Origin of the sequence: Methylobacterium sp. UNC300MFChir4.1 (assembly GCF_900110155.1) — a bacterium.
Classification (GTDB): Bacteria; Pseudomonadota; Alphaproteobacteria; order Rhizobiales; family Beijerinckiaceae; genus Methylobacterium.
This window is the reverse complement of the sequence record NZ_FOCS01000011.1, coordinates 190,709-212,581: the sequence shown is the minus strand read 5'-3', so window position 1 is coordinate 212,581 and position 21,873 is coordinate 190,709. Positions and strand designations below refer to the sequence as shown.

The window sequence follows — 21,873 nt, the reverse complement described above, 5'->3', positions numbered from 1 at the left end:
GGGCGCACACGCCCCGCGCAGTCCCGCTCGCGTCCGCATCCGGAGCCGCTGCGCGGCGGCCTCGAAGAAGGGCTCCAGATCGCCGCGGGATCCCCGGAGGCCTTCGAAGAGGCCTCCGGGGCGCTCCGGTACCGCAGGAGAGGGCGCCGGCCCGGACCTGCGTAACCATTCGGTGACCGCCACCGGCGTTCACGCGCTCGCCAAAGCTTTGAACTTTCACAAAAAGCAGCGAACGGGGGAGACGAGACGATGACATCACCCTTCATGGGCGAATTCCTGGGCACCATGACCCTGATCGTGCTCGGCGACGGCGTCGTGGCCGGCGCCCTGCTCAAACATTCCAAGGGCGAGAATGCCGGCTGGATCGCCATCACGGCGGGCTGGGCCTTCGCGGTCCTCGCGGGCGTCTTCGTGGCCAACGCCACCGGCAGCGCCGACGCCCATATCAACCCGGCCGTCACCGTGGCGGGCGCGGTCAGTTCCGGCGATTTCAGCAAGATCCCCGTCTACATTCCGGCCCAGATGCTCGGCGCCTTCGTGGGCGCCGTGCTCGTCTGGCTCCACTACCTGCCGCACTGGGGCGCGACCCAGGATCCCGGCCTCAAGCTCGCCTGCTTCTGCACCGGCCCGGCGATCCGCGACGCGAAGGCCAACTGGATCTCCGAGATCATCGCGACCTTCTTCCTGATCCTGACGATCTCCGCCCTCGTGACCACCACCCTGGGCTCGGCCGGCGCGATCCCGCGGGCGGTCGCGCCCTACATGGTCGGCATGCTGGTCTGGGGCATCGGCCTGTCGCTCGGCGGCACCACCGGCTACGCCATCAATCCGGCCCGCGACCTCGGGCCGCGCGTCGCCCACGCGGTGCTGCCGATCGCCGGCAAGGGCAGCTCCGACTGGGGTTACGCGCTGATCCCGGTGGCCGCGCCCCTGGTCGGGGCGGTGCTGGCCGGGCTCTTCGTCCGGGCGCTGGGGATCTGACGGAACGGCCGCACCCTCAACCACCGCGGGGCGGCCCGGCGTCGCGGCGGTTTGCGGCGCGCGGCCTTGGGCCTTAAGTCAGGGCGATCCCGACCGCGCCCCTGGGGCGCTTCCCCGCGGTGTGCCCCCGACCCATGGCCGTCGTCCTCGACACCCTGAAGAACGATCCGCGACCGGTCCGCCTGCGCCACCCCGAGAAGGCGCACCGGCCCGACCAGCCCGTCCAGGCCAAGAAGCCGGACTGGATCCGCGTGAAGGCGCCCGGCTCCAGGGCCTGGTCCGAGACGCAGAAGATCGTGCGCGAGCACGGTCTGGTCACGGTCTGCGAGGAGGCGGGCTGCCCGAATATCGGCGAGTGCTGGGAGAAGCGGCACGCCACCTTCATGATCATGGGCGACACCTGCACGCGGGCCTGCGCCTTCTGCAACGTGCGCACCGGCCTGCCCGACGCCCTCGACCTGGGTGAGCCGGACAAGATCGCCGATTCGGTGGCCAAGCTCGGCCTGCACCACGTGGTCATCACCTCGGTGGACCGGGACGACCTGAAGGACGGCGGCGCCGAGCACTTCGCCCGGACCATCGCGGCCATCCGGCTCGCGAGCCCCGGCACGACCGTCGAGATCCTGACGCCCGACTTCCTGCGCAAGGACGGGGCGCTGGAGGTCGTGGTCGCCGCCAAGCCCGACGTGTTCAATCACAACCTGGAAACGGTGCCGGCCAAGTACCTCACGGTGCGGCCGGGTGCCCGCTACTTCCACTCGGTGCGCCTGCTGCAGCGGGTGAAGGAGCTCGACCCGACGATCTTCACCAAGTCCGGCATCATGGTCGGGCTCGGCGAGGAGCGGAACGAGGTGCTCCAGCTCATGGACGACCTGCGCTCGGCCGACGTCGACTTCCTCACCGTCGGCCAGTACCTGCAGCCGTCGAAGAAGCACCACGAGGTCGTGCGCTTCGTCCCCCCGGACGAGTTCAAGGCCTACGAGACCACCGCCTACGCCAAGGGTTTCCTGCTGGTCTCGGCCACGCCGCTCACGCGCTCGTCGCACCATGCGGGCGAGGACTTCGCGCGTTTGCAGGCGGCGCGCCTGGCCAAACTGTCGCCCGCGCTCTCGGCCTGAGGATATCCGAAGACCATGCCGTCCTTCCGGGTCACCCGCGCGGTGAAGCACACGCCGCAGCAGATGTACGACCTCGTCGCCGACGTGGAGCGCTACCCAGAGTTCCTGCCGCTCTGCGAATCCCTGCGGGTGATCCGCCGGCAGGACATGCCCGAGGGCGGGCAGGTGCTGATCGCCGAGATGGGCGTCGGCTACAAGGCGATCCGCGAGCGCTTCACCACCCGGGTCACCCTCGATCCGGCGAGTCTCAAGATCGTCGCCGAGTACATCGACGGCCCGTTCCGGCACTTGGAGAACCGCTGGCTGTTCAAGGACGGCCCCGACGGCGGCTGCAACGTCGACTTCTTCATCACCTACGAGTTCAAGAGCCGCACCCTGGGGCTCCTCATGGGCACGATGTTCGACCGCGCCTTCCGCAAGTTCACCGACGCCTTCGAGGGGCGGGCGAACCGGATGTACGGGGCGCGGGCTTAGCCGCCGTCCTCGCGCGCGCCGTGAAGCGACCCAGGGAAATGGGACGCCTCCGAATGTGGCGTTGCCCTGGATTGCTTCGCTGCGCTCGCGAAGACGGTGCGCAGGGATGGCGTCAGGCCCGCAGCGACACGCGCACGTGCTCGGGCCGCACATCCACCATCCCGATCTTCCGCGCCGGCAGGACCTGAAGCCGCGGCAGGGCGTCGAGGAGGCGCAGGGCGAGCGGCGCCCGGAGCGGCACGTCGGCCGCCAGCGACGCGGCGATCACGCGGGACTGAATGGGGGAGGGCGCGGAAGCGCTCGGTGAAGCCCGGCTCGTCCATCGGCCGGAGGGGTGGATGGTGTCGCCGCGGAAGTCGCGCAGGAAGTCCGCGTGCGTCTCCAGAACGGTGACGTCGAGGCTCGCACGGACGAAGAGCAGGCCGGCCATCGTCCCGGCGGGGCCCCCGCCGACGAGGCAGAGGCGAGTCGTCACCGTACCCGTGGGCCGTCCTTCCCGTGCCGCGATCAGTCGCCGAGGGCGTCCTCCAACAGACCGAGCGCGTCGGCCACGGCGGCGCGGCGGATGCCCGCGCGCCCGAGATCGCCGTAGCGCCGCTCCAGGTGGCGCGTCTCGCCATCTCGCCGACTGAGGCCGAAATGCACCAGCCCCACCGGCTTCTCGGCGCTCCCGCCCCCCGGGCCGGCGATGCCGGTGATCGCGACAGCGACGGAGGCCCGCGACGCGGCCAGCGCCCCGGCGGCCATCGCCCGCGCCACGGGCTCGCTGACCGCGCCGTGCCGGCGGATCAGGTCGATGGGCACACCGATAGCCTCGGCCTTCGCGTCGTTCGAGTAGGTGACGAAGCCGCGCTCCAGGACGGCCGACGAGCCCGGCACCGCGGTGAGCAGCCCGGCCACGAGGCCGCCCGTGCAGGATTCGGCGGTGGCGACGGTGCGCCCGTCCGCCGCGTAGGCGGTCACCAGCGCCTCGGCCCGGGCGAGAAGCTCTGCGTCGTCGACCATCGCGAACGGGCTCCCCTCGGGCGCCGCCGCCCTATCTCCTGTTGTGACCCATGGCCGAGCCCGGCTCAAGGACCGGCGGCCGCCGACTGGAGACAGCCCTTCCATGATCTTCCCCGCGACCACGGCCTTCTACGCCGGGCTGCTCGCCCTCGTGTATCTCGGCCTCTCGGGATGGGTGATCGGGGCCCGCGTCTCCGGGAACGTGCTGCTCGGCGACGGCGGCGACGACACGGTCCTCAGGCGCGTGCGCTCGCACGCCAATTTCGCGGAATACGTGCCGCTGGCCCTGATCGTCATCGGCCTGCTGGAGGCGAGCGGCGGCAGCCACGGGCTCGTCCGGGCGCTGCTGGTCGCCCTGCTGGTCGCCCGGATCCTGCACCCGATCGGGATGTTCGCGCCCCCGAACTCGCCGCGCCAGTTCGCCTGCCGGGGCGGCGGCATCCTGCTGACGATGGCGGTCCTGGGCGTCGCGGCGATCACGCTGCTGGTGCGGGTGGCCTGAGGCGGAGCGCGACGCCCCCTCCCGTGCGAGAGAGGGGCCCGCGCCCGACCTCTGGCCGCTCAGCCCTGCCGCATCGCGGTCTCGGCCTGCGCGTCGAGGGCGGGGCCGTCCTCCTCGGGCAGCCGGACCGTCGCGGCCGCCTGGGCGGCGAGCCCCTCCGCCCGGCCGACGAAGCCGAGCTTCTCGGTGGTCGTCGCCTTGATGGAGACCGCCGAGAGCGGGACGCCCGCGATGGCGGCGATGCGCGCGCGGATCTCCTCGCGGTGCTTGCCGATGCGGGGGGCCTCGGCGAGCACGGTGATGTCGAGGTGGTCGATGCGGCCGCCGCGGGCACGGACGAGGTCGCAGGCATGGGCCAGGAACTGGTCCGAGGAAGCCCCGCGCCAGCGCTCGTCGGAGGGCGGGAAGTGGGTGCCGATATCGCCGTCCGCGATGGCCCCGAGCAGGGCGTCGGTCAGGGCGTGCAGCGCCACGTCGCCGTCCGAGTGGGCGAGCACGCCGCGGTCGGCGGGGATCTTCACCCCGCCCAGCCAGACATGGTCGCCGGTGGTGAAGGCGTGCACGTCGAAGCCGGTGCCGAGGCGGGTCACGTAGGTGGTCATGGCGCGGGCTCCCGGCGCTGGCAATGCGGTGGTCTCGGTCGCGAAGGCGCGGTCCGCCTCGATCAGGTCGGCGGGCTGGGTGATCTTGCGGTTGGCGACGTCGCCCGCGAACACCACCACCGGCAGGCCGGCCCATTCGGCGAGGGCGCCGTCGTCGGTGAAACCGTCGAGGCCCTGCGCGGCGGCGTCCCGGTGGGCACCGAGCAGCGGGCCGAACACGAAGGCCTGGGGTGTCTGGACCGCGCGCAGGTGCTCCCGCGGCGGGGTCTCGTGCACCCGGCCGATGCCGGGCGCGATGTCGACGACGCGCTTGACCGTGTCGGTGACCGGCACGCCCGGAACGGCCGCCCCGTGGTCGCGGCCGGCCGCGATCGCCCGGGCGATCAAAGCGGAATCCACGTAGGGGCGGGCGGCATCGTGGACGAGCACGATCTCGGGCGCGTCGCCGGCGGCCAGGGCCTCGAGACCGGCGCGCACGGAGAGCTGGCGCGTCGCGCCGCCCTCGACCGGCGGCGCGACCTTGGCGCGGATCGCGGGCGCGAGTTCCTCCAGGCAGTCGCGGAAGAACTCCGCCGCGTCGGCGGCGATCACAGGCTGGATCCGCGCGATCGCGTCGTCCGCCGCGAGCGCCGCCAGGGTGCGGGTGAGGACCGCCTGGCCGCCGACTCGGCGGTACTGCTTGGGGGTGCCGCCGCCGATGCGGATGCCGCGTCCGGCCGCCACCACCACCGCGGCGACGCCGGCTCCCGCGCTGGCGGGTCCGGTGGCTGGCGTGCCGGTGGCGGGCATGGGCAACGAGCTCGTGACGTCCTGAGGGGCGGAATGGCGGCCAGCGCGCGGGCCAGGCGTGCCGCCGTGACCCTGCCGCGGAGGGTGCCCGTCGTTTAAGCGGGGGAGGGCCCGAAATCAACGCGCGGTCCCGCTTGCCAGCGGACCGGCTTTGCCTCATTGTTGTGCAGAATGACGACTGACCAATATTTGAGCGCGCTGCGCCGTGCGGGAGCGACCGCGGAGGGGGCAAACGGGACCGATCCCGCCCCGCTCTGCCTGCTCGCGCCGCTCTCGGGCGTCACCGACCTGCACATGCGCCGCATCGCCCGCCGCTGCGGCGCCGACGCGGTCGTCTCCGAGATGGTGGCGGCCCGGGAACTCGCGCGCGGGTCCGGCGAGGCCGCGATGCGCGCCGAGGGCTCCGGGGTCGACCTGCACGTGGTCCAGCTCGCGGGCTGCGAGGCGGGCCCGATGGCGGAGGCCGCCCGGATCGCGGAGGCCGGGGGCGCCGACGTGATCGACGTGAACATGGGCTGCCCGGCCAAGATCGTGACGGGGATCGCCTCGGGCTCGGCCCTGATGCGCGACCTCGACCACGCCGAGCGCCTGCTCGCCGCGGTCCGGGGCGCGGTGTCGGTCCCGGTGACGGTGAAGATGCGCCTCGGCTGGGACGACGCGAGCCGCAACGCCGCGGATCTCGCCGCCCGGGCCGAGCGGCTGGGCCTGAACGCCGTGACGGTTCACGGGCGGACCCGGCAGCAATTCTACAAGGGCAGCGCCGACTGGTCGGCGATCCGGGCCGTCGTCGCGGCGGTGTCGATCCCGGTGATTGCCAACGGCGACGTGACCGACCTCGCCAGCGCCCGCGCCTGCCTGGACGCCTCCGGCGCCGCGGGCGTCATGATCGGCCGTGCGGCGACCGGCCGCCCCTGGCTGGTCGGCCAAGTCGCCGCGGCGCTCGCGGGCCGGCCGGCCGCGGAGCCGTCCCGGGCCGCGCAGGCCGCCCTGGCCGCGGAACACTACGCGGGGCTGCTGTCGCTCTACGGCCGCGACATGGGCGTGCGCCACGCCCGCAAGCACCTCGCCGCCTACGCCGAGACCGGCGGCGCGCTGGGTCCCGCGGAACGCGCGACCCTCCTCACCACCACCGACCCGGAGATCGCGCTCAACCTGCTGGCCCGGGCCTTCGCGGGCGCGGCGAACCCCGTGCAGGAGGCCGCGTGAGCGACGAGCCCCTCCCGCGCGAGCCCGGCACCCGGCGCGACACGGCCGCCGAGGCCGTCCTGAACGCGCTGCCGCTGCCGGTCCTGACCATCGGCGCCGACGAGCAGATCCTCCACTGCAATCACGCCGCGGAGGCGTTCTTCGACTACTCGGCGCGGCTGATGCAGCGCCGGCGGCTGCGCGACATCATCCCGTTCGCCTCGCCGATCATCGCGCTCGTGGCCGAGGTCCGACGGCGCCGCGCGAGCGTCAGCGAGTACCGGGTCGAACTGACCCAGCCGCGCCTCGGCCTGGAGCGCAGCGTCGACGTGTTCGCGACGCCGCTCGGCGACGACGGCGAGGCCGTGGTGATGATGCTCCAGGAGCGCACCATCGCCGACAAGATGAACCGCCAGCTCACCCATCGCGGCGCGGCGCGCTCGATGGTGGCGCTCGGCGCGATGCTGGCCCACGAGATCAAGAACCCGCTCGCCGGCATCCGCGGCGCGGCGCAGCTCCTCGAGAGCACCGGCGCCGAGGAGGACCGGCTGCTCACCCGCCTGATCTGCGACGAGTCGGACCGGATCGTGCGCATCGTCGAGCGCATGGAGCTGTTCGGCGACGAGCGCCCCTCGGATCGCGGCGCCGTCAACGTCCACGGGGTGCTCGACCAGGTGAAGCGCTCGGCGCAGTCGGGCTTCGCGCGGCACATCCGGTTCATCGAGACCTACGACCCGTCGCTGCCGCCGGTGCTCGGCAACCGCGACCAGCTGATCCAGGTGATCCTGAACCTCGTGAAGAACGCCGCCGAGGCGATCGGCCCGGACGCGGTCGAGGGCGAGATCACCCTGTCGACCGCCTTCCGCACCGGCCTGCGCCTTCAGGTTCCGGGCTCCCGCGAGCGGGTCAGCCTGCCGATCGAGGTGGCGGTGCGCGACAACGGCCCGGGCATCTCGGCCGACCTCCTGCCCGATCTGTTCGACCCGTTCGTCACCACCAAGGCGCAGGGCTCCGGCCTGGGTCTTGCTTTGGTGGCCAAGATCGTCGGCGATCACGGCGGGATCGTCGAGTGCGATCCCGCCCCGCGCCGCACGGCGTTCCGCATCCTTCTGCCGATGTCGAGTGCCCGGGACGGGCGCGAATCGGCGGTCGATCCGTGATGTCGATCCCCGAATCCGGCCCCCCGTCGGAGGTCTGAGTAGAGAGTCATGCCGAACGGCCACATCATCGTCGCCGACGACGACGCCGCCATCCGCACCGTGCTGAACCAAGCGCTGTCCCGGGCGGGCTACGAGGTCCGCTCGACGGGCAACTGCGCCACCCTCTGGCGCTGGGTCGCGCAGGGGGAGGGCGACCTCGTCATCACCGACGTGGTCATGCCCGACGAGAACGTGTTCGACCTGCTGCCGCGCATCAAGCGGGTGCGGCCGGAACTGCCGATCATCGTGATGAGCGCGCAGAACACCTTCATGACGGCGATCCGCGCCTCGGAGCGCGGCGCCTACGAGTACCTGCCCAAGCCCTTCGACCTGAAGGAGCTGATCGCCATCGTCGGCCGGGCGCTCTCGCGCCCCCGCGGCGCGGCGCCGGCCGGGGCGCCCCCCGAGAACGAGGACATCCCGCTGGTCGGCCGCTCGCCGGCCATGCAGGAGATCTACCGGGCGCTCGCCCGGCTGATGCCGACCGACCTCACCGTGATGATCACCGGCGAGTCGGGCACCGGCAAGGAGCTGGTCGCCCGCGCGCTGCACGATTACGGCCGCCGCCGCACCGGCCCGTTCGTGCCGGTCAACATGGCGGCGATCCCGCGCGACCTGATCGAGTCCGAGCTGTTCGGCCACGAGAAGGGCGCGTTCACGGGCGCGCTCCAGCGCTCCGCCGGCCGGTTCGAGCAGGCCGAGGGCGGCACGCTGTTCCTCGACGAGATCGGCGACATGCCCATGGAGGCGCAGACCCGGCTGCTGCGCGTGCTCCAGCAGGGCGAGTACACGACGGTGGGCGGGCGCGTCCCGATCCGCACCAACGTCCGGATCATCGCGGCCACCAACAAGGACCTGCGGGTCTCGATCCAGCAGGGCATCTTCCGCGAGGACCTGTTCTTCCGCCTCAACGTCGTGCCGCTGCGGCTGCCGGCCCTGCGCGAGCGCTCCGAGGACGTGCCGGACCTCGTCCGCCACTTCTTCGTGCTGGTCGAGCGCGAGGGCCTGACCCGGAAGACCCTGGACGGCGACGCCATGGAGCGGCTGAAGCGCTACCGCTGGCCCGGCAACGTCCGCGAGCTCGAGAACCTCGTCCGGCGGCTCGCCGCCCTCTACCCGCAGGAGACCATCACCGGCCCGGTGATCGAGGCCGAGCTCGACACGCTGCCGCTGGCGACACCCGCGGCGCCGGCCGCCAACGGCGCCGCCCGCAAGGCCAACGGCGAGTCGGAGACCCTGTCCAGCGCGGTGGAGCGCCACCTCTCGGACTACTTCTCCGGCTATCGCGACACGCTGCCGCCCCCCGGGCTGTATCACCGGATCCTGCGGGAGATCGAAGGCCCGCTGATCGGCGCCGCGCTCGCCGCCACCCGCGGCAACCAGATCCGGGCCGCGGAGCTGCTCGGCGTCAACCGCAACACCCTGCGCAAGAAGGTCCGCGACCTCGACCTGCAGGTCTTCCGGACGGCGCGGTAGGGCGATCCCCGGCCGATCCCAACACATCCCAGGTCCCGAGGTGCGCGCGGCGCGCCCCGGGATCACGCGGAGGGTGGGATGAGCGCGCTCCGGCCCGCTCTCAGCGGCCCGGCAGGATCGGGTCGCCGCGCATCAGCGCGTGCAGCCGCTCCGTGTCGAACCCGTTGGGAATGCTGGGCACGGCCGGCTTCGGCGCCGGTGCGGCCTTCGCCGGAAGCGGGATCGACCCCGTCGCCGACGGCTCGGCCTGGGCGGCACGGACCACCGGCGCCGGCGCCAGATGGGCGAGCCGGTCGGCGCTGACGAGGGCGACGGTCGCCGTCGAGACGAGGACGAGGACGGCGCCGAGGAGGGAACGCAGGATACGCAAGCGACCACCCGGGACGCGACTTGAGACGGCAACAGATTTACGGCGCGGCCGTTAACGAAGCCCCACTCCAAGTCTTCGGGAGGCGATATTGACCAACGTCCAGGCCACCGCGAGCGACAGCCCGTTCATCCAGGGCCGCAACGCGCGCCTCTACGGGAAGCCCGTGAGCGAATGCCCCTATCCGGAGGGCTCCCAGGAGCGCGCCGCGTGGATGGAGGCCTACGAGGAGGCCGTGGTCTCGGATCCGCCCGAGAAGCCGTGACGGCGGAAAACGCGGCGGCCCGGCACTGCGAGCCCGCGCGTCCGGCTTGACCTCGCCGGGCGCGGCGCGCTTCGTGCGGTGCACCGCAACGCGATCTCCGAGCCTCGATGTCCCTGAAGCCCTCGCCCGACGCCACGCAGACCTTCGCGCCCGCGACGCGCCTCGTCCACGCGGGCCGCGACCCGGGCGAGCAGCACGGCTTCGTGAACACGCCGATCTACCGCGGCTCCACGGTCCTCTACCCGACCTACGACGCGATCAAGAACCGGCGCGGGCGCTACAATTACGGCACCTCGGCGACGCCCACCATGGACGCGCTGACGGGGGCCTGGACGGAACTCGCCGGCGCCGCCGGCACCGTCGTGACGCCCTCGGGCCTCGCGGCGCTCACCGTCGCGCTGATGGCCGCGGTGTCGGCGGGCGACCACCTCCTCGTCACCGATTCCGCCTACCGGCCGACCCGCCAGTTCTGCGACGGCGTGCTGGCGCGCTACGGCGTCGAGATCACCTACTACGACCCGGTCATCGGCGCCGGCATCGCGGAACTGATGCGCCCGAACACCCGGGCCGTGCTGGTCGAGGCGCCCGGATCTCAGAGCTTCGAGATGCAGGACATCCCGGCCATCGCCGAGGTGGCGCACGCCCACGATGCCTGCGTGATCATGGACAACACCTGGGCGACGCCGCTGCTGTTCCCGCCGCACGCGCGCGGCGTCGACATCGCCGTGGAGGCCGGCACCAAGTACCTGAGCGGCGGCTCGGACCTGCTGATCGGCCTGACCTCCGCCAACGCGCGCTACTACCCGGCCGTGCGCCGCACCTTCGACCATTTCGCCATGTGCGCCGGCGCGGAGGACATCTTCCTGGCGCTGCGCGGCCTGCGCACTATGAACCTGCGGCTGCGCGAGCACGGCCGCGCCGGGCTGGAGATGGCCCGGTGGTTCCAGGCGCGGCCCGAGGTGCTGCGGGTGCTCCATCCCGGCCTGCCGGAGGATCCGGGCCACGCGATCTGGAAGCGCGACTTCGCGGGCGCCTCCGGTCTGTTCGGGGTGATCCTCAAGCCGGTGCCCGAGGCGGCGGTGGCTGCCATGCTCGACGGGCTGCAGCTCTTCGGGATGGGCTTCTCCTGGGGCGGCTTCGAGAGCCTCGTGATCCCCTTCGACTGCGCGGGCTACCGGACCGCAACCCGGTGGGCCCCCGGCGGACCGGCGCTCCGCTTCCACATCGGCCTCGAGGACACCGCCGATCTCAAGGCCGACCTCGACGCCGGCTTCGCGCGCCTCCGGGCGGCGTCGTAGGGCAGTCCCGTCCCCGACAGGCGGGGACCGGCGAACCTCAGGGCCGGGACGCGCGGCGGGAGCGGCGCCACATCCGCGCATCGTGATGCGCGCGCGCGCCGTGGCGACCGGCGACGGCACCGCCGTATTTGACCTCGCGCCGCGTTCCTGATTGACCGGCCCGGCATGACCACGAGCCTCTCCGCCGGCGGCGCGCCGCGCCTTGCCCCCGTCGACCGGATCGGCCGCGGGCTCGACGCGCTGAGCCTCACCCATGCCAGGGCCGTCGCCGCCCTGCTGGCGCTGTGCCTGATCCTGTTCCTGCCGGGCCAGATCTCGCTGCAGCCGATGGACCGGGACGAGCCCCGCTTCGCCCAGGCCTCGAAGCAGATGCTGGAGAGCGGCGACCTCGTGGATATCCGCTTCCAGGGCGAGGCGCGGCACAAGAAGCCGGTGGGGATCTACTGGGCGCAGGCCGCCGCCGTGGCGGCCGGCGAGGCGCTGGGCGTGCCCGGCGCCCGCACCCAGATCGCCCTGTACCGCATCCCGTCGCTGATCGGCGCCGTCGCCTCGGTCCTGCTCGCCTACTGGGGGGCGCTCGCCTTCCTGCCCCGGCGGTCGGCGCTGCTCGCCGCCGCCCTCTACGGCGCCTGCCTGATGCTCTCGGCCGAGGCCCACCTCGCCAAGACGGACGCGCTGCTCGCCGCCTGCGCCACCGCGAGCCTCGCCGCGCTCGCCCGCGCGTGGCTGGCGCCGCGGGACGGCAGGCCGGTCTCGTGGCCGACCTTCGCGGCGTTCTGGCTCGGCATGGCGGTCGGGATCCTGGTGAAGGGGCCGATGGTGCCGCTCTTCGTCGCGCTGCCGGCGCTCGGCCTGTCGCTCGTCGCGCGGTCCGGCCGCTGGCTGCTGCCCCTGCGGCCGTGGCCGGGCCTCGCCCTGACGCTCCTGCTGGTGGCGCCCTGGTTCGCGGCGATCGCCTGGAAGAGCGGCGGCGCGTTCTATGCCGAGGCGGTCGGGCACGACATGCTCGGCAAGGTCGGCGGGGTGGCCGAGCGGCACTGGGGACCGCCCGGAGCCTACGCGCTCGTGTTCTTCGCGACCTTCTGGCCCGGGGCGGCCTTCGCCGCCATGAGCCTGCCCTTCGCGTGGCGGGCGCGGCGGGAGCCCGCCGTGATCTTCCTGATCGCCGCGGTGCTGCCGGCCTGGCTGATCTTCGAGGCGGTGCCGACCAAGCTGCCCCACTACGTGCTGCCGCTGATGCCCTGGCTCGCGATCCTGACCGTGGTGGCGCTGAACCGGGGCGCGCTGGACCCGCGCCTGCGGGGCGCCCGCCTGACGGCCCTGCTGCTGCCGGCGATCCCGGTCGCCCTGACCCTCGGCCTCTGCCTCGCCGGCTGGCGCCTCGACGCCCACACGATCCCGTGGCCGGCCCTCCCGCTACTCGCCGCGGCCTGCGCGGTCGCATTCCTGGCCTGGCTCGCCTTCGCGCAAGGGTCGGCCGAGCGCGCCCTCGTCCTCGGCGTGCTGGCCTCCGCCCTGCTCGGGCCCGCGGTGCTCGGCGTGGCGCAGCGCTCGCTGCCGGCCCTGAAGGTCTCGCCGCGGCTCGCGGCCCTGCGCGACCGGATGCCCTGCCCGAACCCGCTCGTGGCGAGCCTCGGCTACCGCGAGCCGAGCCTCGTCTTCCTCGTCGGCACCGGCCTCGCCCTGCCGCCCGACGGGGCCGCCGCCCGGTCCTTTCTCGAGGGCGGCGGCTGCCGCCTGCTCTTCGTGGAATCCCGGGACCGCGACGATTTCAACGCGGCCTGGCCGGTGGGACGCGGCGCGCCCGCGCCCCTTGCGGAGGTCGAGGGCTTCAACCTCAACACCGGCCGCCGGGTCTTCGTAACGGCCTACGCGGTGGCGCCGTGAGCGGATCCCCCCATCTCAGCGTCGTCGTTCCGGTCAAGAACGAGGCCGGCAACATCGCGCCCCTGGTGGCCGAGATCGAGGCCGCCTGCGCGGGCCTCGCCTTCGAGCTGATCTACGTGGATGACGGCTCCACCGACGGCACGCCGGCGGCCCTGGCGGCGGCCCGGGCGGGGCGCCCCTGGCTGCGGGTGCTGCGCCACGCGCGGAGCGGCGGCCAGTCGGCGGCGGTGCGCAGCGGCGTCCTGGCGGCCCGCGGCGGGATCGTCGCGACCCTCGACGGCGATGGCCAGAACGATCCGGCCTTCATCCCCGCGCTGCTCGAGGCCCTGGAGGCGGCGGGACCGGGGGCCGGCCTCGCCCAGGGCCAGCGGCGCGGCCGCAAGGACGGCCGCTTCAAGATGCTCCAGTCCCGGATCGCCAACGGCGTGCGCGGCCGGATCCTCAACGATTCCACCCGCGACACCGGCTGCGGCCTGAAGGTCTTCCGCCGCGCCGTGTATCTCAGGCTGCCGTACTTCGACGCCCTGCACCGGTTCATGCCGGCCCTGGTCGCCCGCGAGGGCTTCTCCGTCGTCCACCGCGACGTGGTCGACCGGCCGCGGCTGACGGGCGTGTCCAATTACGGCCTGTTCGACCGCCTCTGGGTGGGGCTTCTGGATCTCGCCGGCGTCTGGTGGCTGATCCGGCGCAAGCGCGCGGACCCGCGGCCCGAGGAGATCGCCGGCCCCGCCGGCGTGCCGGCGGAGCAGCCGGCCAGCCAACCCGCGGACCAGGACGTCGGATGCTGATCCAGCTCGCCCACGATCTGCCGGCCTATTTCTACGACGTGTTCGTCACCCGGCTCGACTTCTGGCTGGTGTTCGGAATCGTCGCCCAGGTGGTGTTCGGATCGCGCTTCATCCTGCAATGGATCGCCAGCGAGCGGGCCGGGCGGAGCGTGATGCCGCTGTCGTTCTGGTTCCTGTCGATCCTCGGCGGGATGATGACGCTGGTCTACGGGTTCGTGCGCCGCGAGCCGGTGATCATCATCGGCCAGAGCCTCTCCACCGGCATCTACCTGCGCAACCTCGCGCTGATCTTCCGCGAGCGGCGGAGGAAGCGGGGCGCCGCATGACACGGACGCCGCTGCCCGCCTTCTACGACGACCTCGACGCCACCTTCGCGGAACTCTGGCGGCTGCTGGCGGACGGGGCCGCCCATGGCCGTGGCGGCTTCCACCTGCCGACCCTGGCGACGCTCGGAGCCGACGGCGGGCCGCGGCTGCGCACCGTGGTCCTGCGCGCCGCCGACCCGGCCGAGGGGACGCTCCGGTTCCACTGCGACCGCCGCTCCGACAAGGCCGCCGAGATCCTGGCCGATCCGGCCTGCGCCCTCGCCGCCTACGACGCGGCCGCGAAGATCCAGATCCGCGTCGAGGGCCGCGCCGCGCTGCACACCGACGACGCTCTGGCCGAGGCGGCCTGGACCGGGTCCCGGGCGATGAGCCGGGTCTGCTACGGGGCCGAGCCCGGCCCCGGTACGTCGCTTCCGGCGGGGGACGCCTACAGCCTGCCGGACGAGACCGCGGCCGCGACGCTCGGCCGGCCGCACTTCGCCGCCGTTCTGGTTCGGGCCGAGCGGCTGGATTTCCTCTATCTCGACCGCCGCGGACACCGCCGGGCCGCCTGGCATCGGCTGGCCGGCGGGTGGCCCGGTGGCTGGATCGCGCCGTAGCCGGAGCGCCGTCCGCGAGCCGGGCCGCCCGGGGTCGGCCCGCCGGTCCGGATGGCAGCCCTGCACCGCCCGGCCTGTCGCGATCGGGCCGTCCGGGCTAAAGCCCGCGGACCCGGCCGCCCATCCGGGTCGACCGGGAGGACTCCGTGGGCCTCGTCTACGCGCTCGCCGCCTACCTGAGCTGGGGCCTCGTGGTCCCGGTGCATTTCCGGATGCTCGGGGCCTACACGCCGTACCACATCCTGTCGGAGCGGATCGTCTGGTCGAGCGTGTTCGCCGGCGCGCTGGCGCTGATCCTCGCGGCCCGCCACCGCCTCAACCTGCCGCTGCCGCTCCGGAAGCGCCACGCGCTGCTGGTGCTCTCGGCGGCGATGATCGGCGTGAACTGGCTGCTCTACCTCTACGCCGTCAGCGGGGGTCACCTGCTCGACGCGAGCCTCGGCTACTACATCAATCCCCTGGTGAGCGTGGCCTTCGGCCGGGTGGTGCTGGGCGAGCGCCTGCGGCCGGCGCAGGCCGTCGCGATCGGCATCGCCGCGACGGGCGTCGCCGTCGCGGTGGTGTGGGCCGGGGAACTGCCCCTGATGTCGCTGTCGCTGGCGGTGAGCTTCGCCCTCTACGGGCTCGCCCGGAAGATCGTCGGCGTCGACGCGCTGGTCGGGTTCCTGGCCGAGACCCTGCTGCTCCTGCCGGCCGCGATCGTCTGGCTCGTCCTGTCGCCGGAGCCGTTCCTGCCGGCCGCGCCGGGGGACCGCGCCCTGCTGATGCTCACGGGGCTGACCACCGCGCTGCCGCTGATCTGGTTCGCCGCGGCGGCGGTGCGCCTGCGGCTCACGACCCTGGGCCTCCTGCAGTACGTGGCGCCGACCTGCCTGCTCGTCCTGAGCGTCCTCGTCTACGGCGAGCGCGTCGAACCGCATCGGGCGCTGATGCTCGCGCTGATCTGGGTGGCGCTCGCGCTCTACACGATCGACGCCCTGCGTTTTCGCCGGCCGCCGGCTCCCGCCGCCCCGCGGTCGGATCCGGACGCGATGCGTGTATAAGGAATACTGGTTCGAGCCGCCGCGGGGCGGGTGACGGGACAGCGTCGGGTCGATGAGCGAGACTGAGAGCGGCCCAGGATCCGTCACGGAGGCCGATTACCGCAACCTCGCCGAGACGCTGCCGCAGCTCGCCTGGATCGCCGAGGCCGACGGCACCATCGTCTGGTACAATCAGCGCTGGTACGACTACACGGGCACCTCCCTCGACGAGATGCGGGGCTGGGGCTGGCGCACGGTCCACCACCCGGACCACGTCGCGGCGGTGACCGAGCGCTACCGCGCCGCGATCACGCTGGGCCGGTCCTGGGAAGACACGTTCCCGCTGCGCGGCCGCGACGGGAGCTACCGCTGGTTCCTGTCGAAGGCGCTGCCCCACCGGGACGGATCCGGGCGGATCCTGCGCTGGTACGGGACCAACACCGACATCACCGTCCGCCGCGCGGTCGAGGAGCGCCTGCGCCATTCCGAGCAGCGCTTCCGGGCGCTGGTGGACGCCTCGGCGGCTGTGATCTGGAACACGGATGCGGCGGGCGAGCTGATGCCGCCGCAGGTCCGGTGGAGCACCTATACCGGCCAGACCGAGGAGGCCTACCAGGGCTGGGGCTGGCTGGACGCCGTCCATCCCGACGACCGGGGCCACGCGGCCGATGCCTGGGCGGCCTGCGTGGAGGCGCGCGCGACCTACGAGGTCGAGTACAGGCTGCGCCGGCACGACGGGGCTTGGCGCGCCATGGAGGTGCGCGGCGTGCCGGTCCTCGCCGAGGACGGCTCCCTGCGGGAATGGGTCGGCACCTGCGTCGACGTCACCGAGCGCAAGGAGGCCGAGGAGGCGGTGGAGCGCGCCCGACAGGCCGCCGAGGCGGCCAACCGGGCGAAGAGCCAGTTCATCGCCAACATGAGCCACGAGCTGCGCACGCCGCTCTCGGCGGTGATCGGCTATTCCGAGATGCTCGGCGAGGAGCTGGAGGATATCGGCCAGGCCGCCCTCCTGCCGGACCTGCGCAAGATCGAGGCGGCCGCCCGTCACCTGCTGTCGCTGATCAACGACGTCCTCGACATCTCGAAGATCGAGGCCGGCCGCATGACCGCCTCGGCCGAGTCCTTCACGGTGGCCGACCTGCTCCGGGACGTCTGCGATTCCACCGGATCCCTGGTCGAGAAGAAGGGCAACCGCTTCGTCCTCGACGCCGGCGCGGCGGGCGAGACCGGCCTGGGCTCCATGCACCAGGACCAGACCAAGATCCGCCAGTGCCTGCTGAACCTGATCGGCAACGCCGCGAAGTTCACCGAGCGGGGGACGATCACCCTGACGGTGCGGCGGCACCGCGAGGCTGGGGCCGACTGGCTGTCCTTCGCGGTCGCCGACACCGGCATCGGCCTGACCGAGGCCCAGATCGACCGCCTGTTCGAGCGCTTCGTCCAGGCCGACGATTCGACCACCCGGCAGTTCGGCGGGACGGGCCTCGGGCTCGCCATCACCCGCGCGTTCTGCCGGACGATGGGCGGCGATATCGGCGTCGCCAGCACCCCGGGCGCGGGCGCGACCTTCACGATCCGCCTGCCCGCGACCCTGCGCCCGGAGGACGCGCCGCCGACCGAGGCCGAGGCGCACACGCCGGTGGAGCCGCACGAGGAGCACGAGACGGTGCTGCTGGTCGACGACGACCCGGCCGCCCGCGAGCTGCTCCAGCGCTTCCTGGAGCGCGAGGGCTTCCACGTCCGCACCGCCAACGACGGCCGCGCCGGCCTGACGCTCGCCCGGGCCCTGAAGCCGCGGGCGATCCTGCTCGACGTCGAGATGCCGCGCATGGACGGCTGGGCGGTCCTGCACGCGGTCCGCAACGACCCCGACCTCGCCGGGACGCCGGTGATCATGACCTCGGTGGTGGCCGAGCAGGGGCTCGGCCAGGCGCTCGGCGCCACCGACTACTTCGTCAAGCCGATCGACTGGGACCGGCTCAAGGGCCTGATGGAGCGCTACCGGCCCGCGGCGCCGAACGAGGCGCGGGTCCTCGTGGTCGACGACGACGCGGATGCCCGGGAGCGCCTGCGCCGGTCGCTCGGCCGCGAGGGCTGGACCGTCGACGAGGCGGAGAACGGCCGGATCGCCCTGGAGCGGGTCAGCCAGGCGCGGCCGAGCCTGATCCTGCTCGACCTGATGATGCCCGAGATGGACGGGTTCGGCTTCCTGCGGGCCCTCCGGTCGCGGCCCGACGGCGACGTGCCCGTGGTGGTGCTCACCGCCAAGGAGGTCACGGCGGCCGAGAAGGAGAGCCTGAACCGGCAGGCCGACCGGGTGATCGCCAAGGGCTCCATGAGCCTCGCGGAGATCGGCCGGCAACTGCGCGTCCTCTACGCGCGTTCGGCGACCGAGCCGGTGCCGGGGCAGCTCCAGGGCTTGCTGGATCGGCTCGCCGAGAAGGACGCGGGAGAACCACGATGAGCGCGGACGGGATCGATCCGGAGAAGGCGGTGGCCATCCGGCTGCGGGCGCGGCTCGCGGTGGTGGAGCGGGCGGCATGGTTCGGCTTCGTCCACGCGATGAAGACCAGGCCGGTCGAGACCGAGGCCTACATCGCCTCGGAGCGGGCGCGCTGCACGGACGGGTTCGGCAGCGGCGCCTGGGCCAAGGACCTCACCGACGCCGAGCGGACGATGCTCGCCGAGGAGGTCGACAGCGGGCTGGCGCAGCTGCTGGAGGATGCCCGCGCCGAGCTGTGAGGCTCGGCCGGCGGCGCGGAGCTGGTCCGCGCGTCCCGATGGCAACGAAAGACGTTCTCCCGCTTTGACGGCGTGACGTCGACGGGACGACGTCGCCGAGGCGCCCATGCTGTACGAACTCGCGACCCTCTCGTGCCCGCTGCTCGCGGTGGGTCAGGTCTCGGCCGGCGTCGAGGCCTGGCTGGACGATCCCGACGCCAAGGGCGAGCTGGTCGGCTGCTGGCGCACCGAGATCGGGACGCTGGGGCGCCTGATCGTGCTGCGCGGCTTCGCGGCGCCCGAGGACATGACCGCCGAGCGCCGGCGCGCCCTCCTCAGCGCCAACCCGTTCAACGCCGGGCACGTGATCACCGCGCTGGAGATGGACAGCTACGCCCCGTTCCCCTTCCTGCCGCCGATCCGGACGGGCGACCGGGGCGGGGTGTACGAGATCCGGACCTATCGCCAGAAGCCGGGGGGCCTGCCGCCGACCCTCGCGGCCTGGGAGGCCGCGATCGGGCCGGCACGCGCCTACACGCAGCACCTCGTCGTCAACATGTACGCCCTCGACGGCGCGCCGCGCATCACGCACGTCTGGGGTTTCCCGAGCCTCGAGGAGCGGGCCGCGCTGCGAGCCCGCGCCTACGAGGCGGGAATCTGGCCGCCGAAGGGCGGCCCGGACCAGATCGCCGAGGCGACCGCGACGATCGCGCTCCCCCAGGGGCGCTCGCCCCTGCGCTGACCGCCATCCCTCGAGAGCCGCAACCCGCGCTGGCGCCACCCCAGGAGGCGGCGCCAGCGCCGTCACTCAGCGGCGGCAGACGCCCCGCGGGCCGCGATAGAGGCCGGGCGGGCAGCCGCGGGGAGCGCCGGTGACGGCGCGGCGGATCGCACCGCGCGGGCCGCGATTCAGGCGGCAGCCGCCGTAGGCCCCGCGATGGGCGCCGAACCCGCAGCCGCCGCGGACGAGGGTGACGGCGGCGTCGCCGCCGGTCAGCGGTGCCACGGGCATCGCCTGGGCTCCGCCGGCGAACAGAGCGACGGACGCGGCGACGATCAGGCCGGTCATTCTCATGAGGTTCTCTCCCGCTGGGCACTGGGCGCGGCCCCGGGCGATCCGGGCCGCGTCGCGGCCTCCGGCCGCGGCCGGTAACCCCGTGCCCGCGGCATCGTTCCGCGCGCGGGCGGGGCCGCCGATCAGGCGCCGAACAGGTCGCGCCAGGCCGGTGGAAGCCCCGTGCCGGCCAGGGGCAATGACGGCGCGTGCCCGGGCAGGCTCGTCGCCGAGAACACGCCGCGGGCCACCGCCCGGGCCAGGACGCGCGCGGCGACGTCGCCGAGGCGGGCGAGGTCGACCACCGGTTCGGCGAGGGGCACGGCGCCGGTCGCCGCGGCGAAGACTAGGTCGCCGTCGAGGGGCGTGTGCGCCGGCACGAGCGCGCGGGCGAGTCCGTCCTGCGCGGCCACCGCGAGGCGCCGGCACTGCGCCTTGGTCAGCGCCGCGTCGGTCGCCACCACGGCCAGTGTCGTGGCGGCGCCCGGCAGCGCCCGGGCCGGGAAGGCGAGGGCCTCCGGCGGCACCCGGACCGGCGCGCCGAGACCACCGAACTCGTCGCCCTCTTCGAAGGGCGACGCCCAGAAATGCGGCCCGGCTCCGATCGTCGCGTTGCCGAAGGCGTTCACGGCCGCGAGCGCCCCGACGCGGAAGCCCGTTCCCGGGACGTGCGCCGAGGCGGATCCGATCCCGCCCTTCAGTCGACCGGTGCGCGCGCCTGTCCCGGCCCCGACCGAGCCCAGGGCGAAATCCTCCGCCGCGGCCGCGGCGGCCTCGAAGCCCAGCTCGCGATAGGGCGGATAGCGGCCCCAGGCCTTGTCCCCGCCGTTGGGGAGATCGAACAGGACCGCCCCGGGGACGATCGGCACCCGCATGGCACCGACCGGGAAGCCGCGCCCGGCCTCGGCGAGCCACGCCGCCACGCCCGCCCCCGCGTCGAGGCCGAAGGCCGAGCCCCCGGAGAGCACGAAGGCGTCGACCCGCTCCACGGTGCGCTCGGGGTCGAGCAGGTCGGTCTCGCGGGTGCCCGGCCCGCCGCCGCGCACGTCGACCGCGGCGATGGCCGGCTCATCGAACACGATCGCGGTGACGCCGCTGGCGAGCCGCAGGTCGGTGGCGTGGCCGACCCGCAGGCCGGGAATGTCGGTGATGCGATTCTGCGGCATGGACCGAGCTTGCCACGCCGTGCGAGCGCCGCAAATCCGGCCGGGGCCGTTGACCGCCGGCCGGGGTTTCCCAGGTTGGCAGACGGCACAGCGCGTCGAGGAGCACGGCATGGACGTCGGATTCATCGGGATGGGGCGGATGGGTCGCGCCATGGCGGCCAATCTCGCCCGGGCCGGCCACACGGTGCGCGCCTGGAACCGCTCGCCGGAGGCCGCGCGCGGCATCGACGGCGTCACCCCGGTGGCGAGCGCCGCCGAGGCGTTCGCCGGGGACGCCGTGATCACCATGCTGGCCGACGACGCGGCCCTCGAGGCCGTGATCGTGGCCGGCGGCCTCCTCGACCGGCCGGAGCGCCCCGGCCTGCATATCGGGATGAGCACGGTCTCGGTGGCCCTGGCGAAGCAGCTCGCCGCCGTCCACGCGCGGGCCGGCGTCCCCTACGTCTCGGCCCCGGTCTTCGGGCGGCCGGACGTGGCGGAGGCCGGGAAGCTCAACATCGTTGCGGCGGGAGAGGGAGCCCTCATCGACCGCGCCGGCCCACTCCTCGACGCGATGGGCGCCAGGACCTGGCGCTTCGGCGACGACCCGACGCGGGCGAACGCCGTCAAGCTCGCCGGCAACTTCATGCTGATCTCGGCGATCGAGGCCATGGCCGAGGCCTGCGCCCTGACGGAGGGCCACGGCGTCCCGGGCGCCGAGTTCCTCGACCTGATGACCAACACGCTGTTCGCCTCGCCGGTCTACAAGGGCTACGGCGCCTCGATCGCACAGAACCGCTACGAGCCGCCGGGCTTCATCCTCAGGCTCGGGGCCAAGGACGTGCGGCTCGCCCTGCAGGCGGCCGAGGGCGCCGGGGTGCCGATGCCCTTCGCCAGCGTGCTGCGGGACGGTCTCATCGAGGCGATCAGCCACGGCGACGGCGAGAAGGATCTGGCGGCGCTCGCCCGCGTCTCCGCCCGGCGCGCAGGGCAGGGTTGAAATCTGCGGCAATGGCTCGCCTTTCTGGCGAACCTTAACCCGTCATTTCAACCTCACGACAGAGTGTCCG

At 73.4% G+C, this 21,873-nt stretch carries 23 protein-coding genes and 1 pseudogene; 18 read left to right on the top strand and 6 right to left on the bottom strand.

Annotated features, from left to right (window positions below):
• The first annotated feature begins 249 nt into the window (after nt 1–249).
• From BMY19_RS16855 to BMY19_RS16845, 3 genes are all read left to right on the top strand, one after another.
• The gene (locus tag BMY19_RS16855) at nt 250–981 is read left to right on the top strand and encodes an MIP/aquaporin family protein (protein ID WP_100252357.1); all 732 of its coding nucleotides are present in this window, start codon (nt 250–252) and stop codon (nt 979–981) included.
• A 134-nt stretch (nt 982–1,115) separates the two neighbouring features.
• The gene (gene lipA / locus BMY19_RS16850; RefSeq protein ID WP_020095416.1) at nt 1,116–2,099 is read left to right on the top strand and encodes a lipoyl synthase; all 984 of its coding nucleotides are present in this window, start codon (nt 1,116–1,118) and stop codon (nt 2,097–2,099) included.
• A gap of 15 nt (nt 2,100–2,114) precedes the next feature.
• Nucleotides 2,115–2,573, top strand: coding sequence for a type II toxin-antitoxin system RatA family toxin (locus BMY19_RS16845; protein ID WP_020095415.1), 459 nt, complete (start codon nt 2,115–2,117; stop codon nt 2,571–2,573).
• A gap of 281 nt (nt 2,574–2,854) precedes the next feature.
• Here the strand turns inward: BMY19_RS16845 and BMY19_RS31360 are convergent.
• Both BMY19_RS31360 and BMY19_RS16835 read right to left on the bottom strand, forming a co-directional pair.
• Nucleotides 2,855–3,003: pseudogene (locus BMY19_RS31360) on the bottom strand (FAD-dependent oxidoreductase); the annotation flags it as partial.
• 77 nt (nt 3,004–3,080) lie between these two features.
• Nucleotides 3,081–3,578 carry a CinA family protein gene (locus BMY19_RS16835; RefSeq protein ID WP_020095414.1) on the bottom strand — a complete coding sequence of 166 codons (498 nt, stop codon included), beginning with the start codon at nt 3,576–3,578 and terminating at the stop codon, nt 3,081–3,083.
• Between the two features lie 103 nt (nt 3,579–3,681).
• On the opposite strand from BMY19_RS16835, the gene BMY19_RS16830 reads away from it, so the two are divergent.
• Nucleotides 3,682–4,080, top strand: a complete 399-nt coding sequence (locus BMY19_RS16830) for an MAPEG family protein (RefSeq protein WP_100252355.1) — start codon at nt 3,682–3,684, stop codon at nt 4,078–4,080.
• A gap of 59 nt (nt 4,081–4,139) precedes the next feature.
• Here the strand turns inward: BMY19_RS16830 and BMY19_RS16825 are convergent, their stop codons facing one another.
• A complete protein-coding gene (locus BMY19_RS16825; RefSeq protein WP_100252354.1) occupies nt 4,140–5,471 on the bottom strand; it encodes a bifunctional 2-C-methyl-D-erythritol 4-phosphate cytidylyltransferase/2-C-methyl-D-erythritol 2,4-cyclodiphosphate synthase in 1,332 nt (443 codons plus the stop codon).
• Between the two features lie 171 nt (nt 5,472–5,642).
• Between BMY19_RS16825 and dusB the strand changes: the two genes are divergently transcribed.
• The 3 genes from dusB to ntrC are packed head-to-tail and all read left to right on the top strand — an operon-like array spanning nt 5,643 to nt 9,331.
• Nucleotides 5,643–6,677, top strand: coding sequence for a tRNA dihydrouridine synthase DusB (gene dusB / locus BMY19_RS16820; RefSeq protein WP_100252353.1), 1,035 nt, complete (start codon nt 5,643–5,645; stop codon nt 6,675–6,677).
• Complete coding sequence (locus tag BMY19_RS16815; protein WP_020095410.1) at nt 6,674–7,816, top strand: two-component system sensor histidine kinase NtrB; 1,143 nt, start codon at nt 6,674–6,676, stop codon at nt 7,814–7,816. Before dusB ends, BMY19_RS16815 begins: the two co-directional genes overlap by 4 nt.
• Before the next feature lie 48 nt (nt 7,817–7,864).
• The gene (gene ntrC, locus BMY19_RS16810; protein ID WP_012319142.1) at nt 7,865–9,331 is read left to right on the top strand and encodes a nitrogen regulation protein NR(I); all 1,467 of its coding nucleotides are present in this window, start codon (nt 7,865–7,867) and stop codon (nt 9,329–9,331) included.
• A 100-nt stretch (nt 9,332–9,431) separates the two neighbouring features.
• On the opposite strand, the gene BMY19_RS16805 is transcribed toward ntrC, so the two are convergent.
• Nucleotides 9,432–9,701: a hypothetical protein gene (locus tag BMY19_RS16805; RefSeq protein ID WP_056532366.1), complete on the bottom strand. Its 270-nt coding sequence runs from the start codon at nt 9,699–9,701 to the stop codon at nt 9,432–9,434.
• 88 nt (nt 9,702–9,789) lie between these two features.
• Between BMY19_RS16805 and BMY19_RS30925 the strand changes: the two genes are divergently transcribed.
• From BMY19_RS30925 to BMY19_RS16760, 10 genes are all read left to right on the top strand, one after another.
• A complete protein-coding gene (locus BMY19_RS30925; RefSeq protein WP_012319140.1) occupies nt 9,790–9,963 on the top strand; it encodes a ribosome modulation factor in 174 nt (57 codons plus the stop codon).
• Nucleotides 9,964–10,070: 107 nt separating this feature from the next.
• Entirely contained in the window at nt 10,071–11,261 is a 1,191-nt protein-coding gene (metC, locus tag BMY19_RS16800) for a cystathionine beta-lyase (protein ID WP_020095407.1), read from the top strand.
• Nucleotides 11,262–11,426: 165 nt separating this feature from the next.
• Entirely contained in the window at nt 11,427–13,148 is a 1,722-nt protein-coding gene (locus BMY19_RS16795) for an ArnT family glycosyltransferase (RefSeq protein WP_100252352.1), read from the top strand.
• Nucleotides 13,145–13,936: a glycosyltransferase gene (locus tag BMY19_RS16790; RefSeq protein WP_100252351.1), complete on the top strand. Its 792-nt coding sequence runs from the start codon at nt 13,145–13,147 to the stop codon at nt 13,934–13,936. Before BMY19_RS16795 ends, BMY19_RS16790 begins: the two co-directional genes overlap by 4 nt.
• Nucleotides 13,930–14,262 carry a lipid-A-disaccharide synthase N-terminal domain-containing protein gene (locus BMY19_RS16785; protein ID WP_020095404.1) on the top strand — a complete coding sequence of 111 codons (333 nt, stop codon included), beginning with the start codon at nt 13,930–13,932 and terminating at the stop codon, nt 14,260–14,262. The genes BMY19_RS16790 and BMY19_RS16785 overlap by 7 nt, the downstream gene beginning before the upstream one ends.
• Nucleotides 14,259–14,861, top strand: a complete 603-nt coding sequence (locus BMY19_RS16780) for a pyridoxamine 5'-phosphate oxidase family protein (RefSeq protein WP_100252350.1) — start codon at nt 14,259–14,261, stop codon at nt 14,859–14,861. The genes BMY19_RS16785 and BMY19_RS16780 overlap by 4 nt, the downstream gene beginning before the upstream one ends.
• A 146-nt stretch (nt 14,862–15,007) precedes the next feature.
• On the top strand, nt 15,008–15,904 hold the full coding sequence (gene rarD / locus BMY19_RS16775) for an EamA family transporter RarD (protein ID WP_020095402.1): 897 nt from the start codon (nt 15,008–15,010) through the stop codon (nt 15,902–15,904).
• Between the two features lie 52 nt (nt 15,905–15,956).
• Nucleotides 15,957–18,347, top strand: coding sequence for a response regulator (locus BMY19_RS16770; protein WP_100252349.1), 2,391 nt, complete (start codon nt 15,957–15,959; stop codon nt 18,345–18,347).
• Complete coding sequence (locus BMY19_RS16765; protein WP_020095400.1) at nt 18,344–18,625, top strand: hypothetical protein; 282 nt, start codon at nt 18,344–18,346, stop codon at nt 18,623–18,625. Before BMY19_RS16770 ends, BMY19_RS16765 begins: the two co-directional genes overlap by 4 nt.
• A 106-nt stretch (nt 18,626–18,731) precedes the next feature.
• Nucleotides 18,732–19,346, top strand: coding sequence for an NIPSNAP family protein (locus BMY19_RS16760; protein WP_100252348.1), 615 nt, complete (start codon nt 18,732–18,734; stop codon nt 19,344–19,346).
• 66 nt (nt 19,347–19,412) lie between these two features.
• Here BMY19_RS16760 and BMY19_RS16755 read toward each other — a convergent pair whose 3' ends face one another.
• Both BMY19_RS16755 and BMY19_RS16750 read right to left on the bottom strand, forming a co-directional pair.
• Nucleotides 19,413–19,679, bottom strand: coding sequence for a GCG_CRPN prefix-to-repeats domain-containing protein (locus tag BMY19_RS16755; protein WP_100252347.1), 267 nt, complete (start codon nt 19,677–19,679; stop codon nt 19,413–19,415).
• 122 nt (nt 19,680–19,801) lie between these two features.
• Nucleotides 19,802–20,824: a P1 family peptidase gene (locus BMY19_RS16750; RefSeq protein WP_100252346.1), complete on the bottom strand. Its 1,023-nt coding sequence runs from the start codon at nt 20,822–20,824 to the stop codon at nt 19,802–19,804.
• On the opposite strand from BMY19_RS16750, the gene BMY19_RS16745 reads away from it, so the two are divergent.
• Complete coding sequence (locus BMY19_RS16745; protein WP_348529856.1) at nt 20,718–21,803, top strand: NAD(P)-dependent oxidoreductase; 1,086 nt, start codon at nt 20,718–20,720, stop codon at nt 21,801–21,803. The genes BMY19_RS16750 and BMY19_RS16745 overlap by 107 nt on opposite strands.
• Nucleotides 21,804–21,873: the final 70 nt, after the last annotated feature.

What these genes read in the sequence shown, in the direction of transcription:
- BMY19_RS16855 (WP_100252357.1), top strand. Translation starts at nt 250, where the DNA reads ATGACATCACCCTTCATGGGCGAATTCCTGGGCACCATGACCCTGATC.
- lipA (WP_020095416.1), top strand. Translation starts at nt 1,116, where the DNA reads ATGGCCGTCGTCCTCGACACCCTGAAGAACGATCCGCGACCGGTCCGC.
- BMY19_RS16845 (WP_020095415.1), top strand. Translation starts at nt 2,115, where the DNA reads ATGCCGTCCTTCCGGGTCACCCGCGCGGTGAAGCACACGCCGCAGCAG.
- BMY19_RS16835 (WP_020095414.1), bottom strand. Translation starts at nt 3,578, where the DNA reads ATGGTCGACGACGCAGAGCTTCTCGCCCGGGCCGAGGCGCTGGTGACC.
- BMY19_RS16830 (WP_100252355.1), top strand. Translation starts at nt 3,682, where the DNA reads ATGATCTTCCCCGCGACCACGGCCTTCTACGCCGGGCTGCTCGCCCTC.
- BMY19_RS16825 (WP_100252354.1), bottom strand. Translation starts at nt 5,471, where the DNA reads ATGCCCGCCACCGGCACGCCAGCCACCGGACCCGCCAGCGCGGGAGCC.
- dusB (WP_100252353.1), top strand. Translation starts at nt 5,643, where the DNA reads ATGACGACTGACCAATATTTGAGCGCGCTGCGCCGTGCGGGAGCGACC.
- ntrC (WP_012319142.1), top strand. Translation starts at nt 7,865, where the DNA reads ATGCCGAACGGCCACATCATCGTCGCCGACGACGACGCCGCCATCCGC.
- metC (WP_020095407.1), top strand. Translation starts at nt 10,071, where the DNA reads ATGTCCCTGAAGCCCTCGCCCGACGCCACGCAGACCTTCGCGCCCGCG.
- BMY19_RS16795 (WP_100252352.1), top strand. Translation starts at nt 11,427, where the DNA reads ATGACCACGAGCCTCTCCGCCGGCGGCGCGCCGCGCCTTGCCCCCGTC.
- BMY19_RS16785 (WP_020095404.1), top strand. Translation starts at nt 13,930, where the DNA reads ATGCTGATCCAGCTCGCCCACGATCTGCCGGCCTATTTCTACGACGTG.
- BMY19_RS16780 (WP_100252350.1), top strand. Translation starts at nt 14,259, where the DNA reads ATGACACGGACGCCGCTGCCCGCCTTCTACGACGACCTCGACGCCACC.
- BMY19_RS16770 (WP_100252349.1), top strand. Translation starts at nt 15,957, where the DNA reads ATGAGCGAGACTGAGAGCGGCCCAGGATCCGTCACGGAGGCCGATTAC.
- BMY19_RS16765 (WP_020095400.1), top strand. Translation starts at nt 18,344, where the DNA reads ATGAGCGCGGACGGGATCGATCCGGAGAAGGCGGTGGCCATCCGGCTG.
- BMY19_RS16760 (WP_100252348.1), top strand. Translation starts at nt 18,732, where the DNA reads ATGCTGTACGAACTCGCGACCCTCTCGTGCCCGCTGCTCGCGGTGGGT.
- BMY19_RS16755 (WP_100252347.1), bottom strand. Translation starts at nt 19,679, where the DNA reads ATGAGAATGACCGGCCTGATCGTCGCCGCGTCCGTCGCTCTGTTCGCC.
- BMY19_RS16745 (WP_348529856.1), top strand. Translation starts at nt 20,718, where the DNA reads ATGGCCGGCTCATCGAACACGATCGCGGTGACGCCGCTGGCGAGCCGC.
- BMY19_RS16750 (WP_100252346.1), bottom strand. Translation starts at nt 20,824, where the DNA reads ATGCCGCAGAATCGCATCACCGACATTCCCGGCCTGCGGGTCGGCCAC.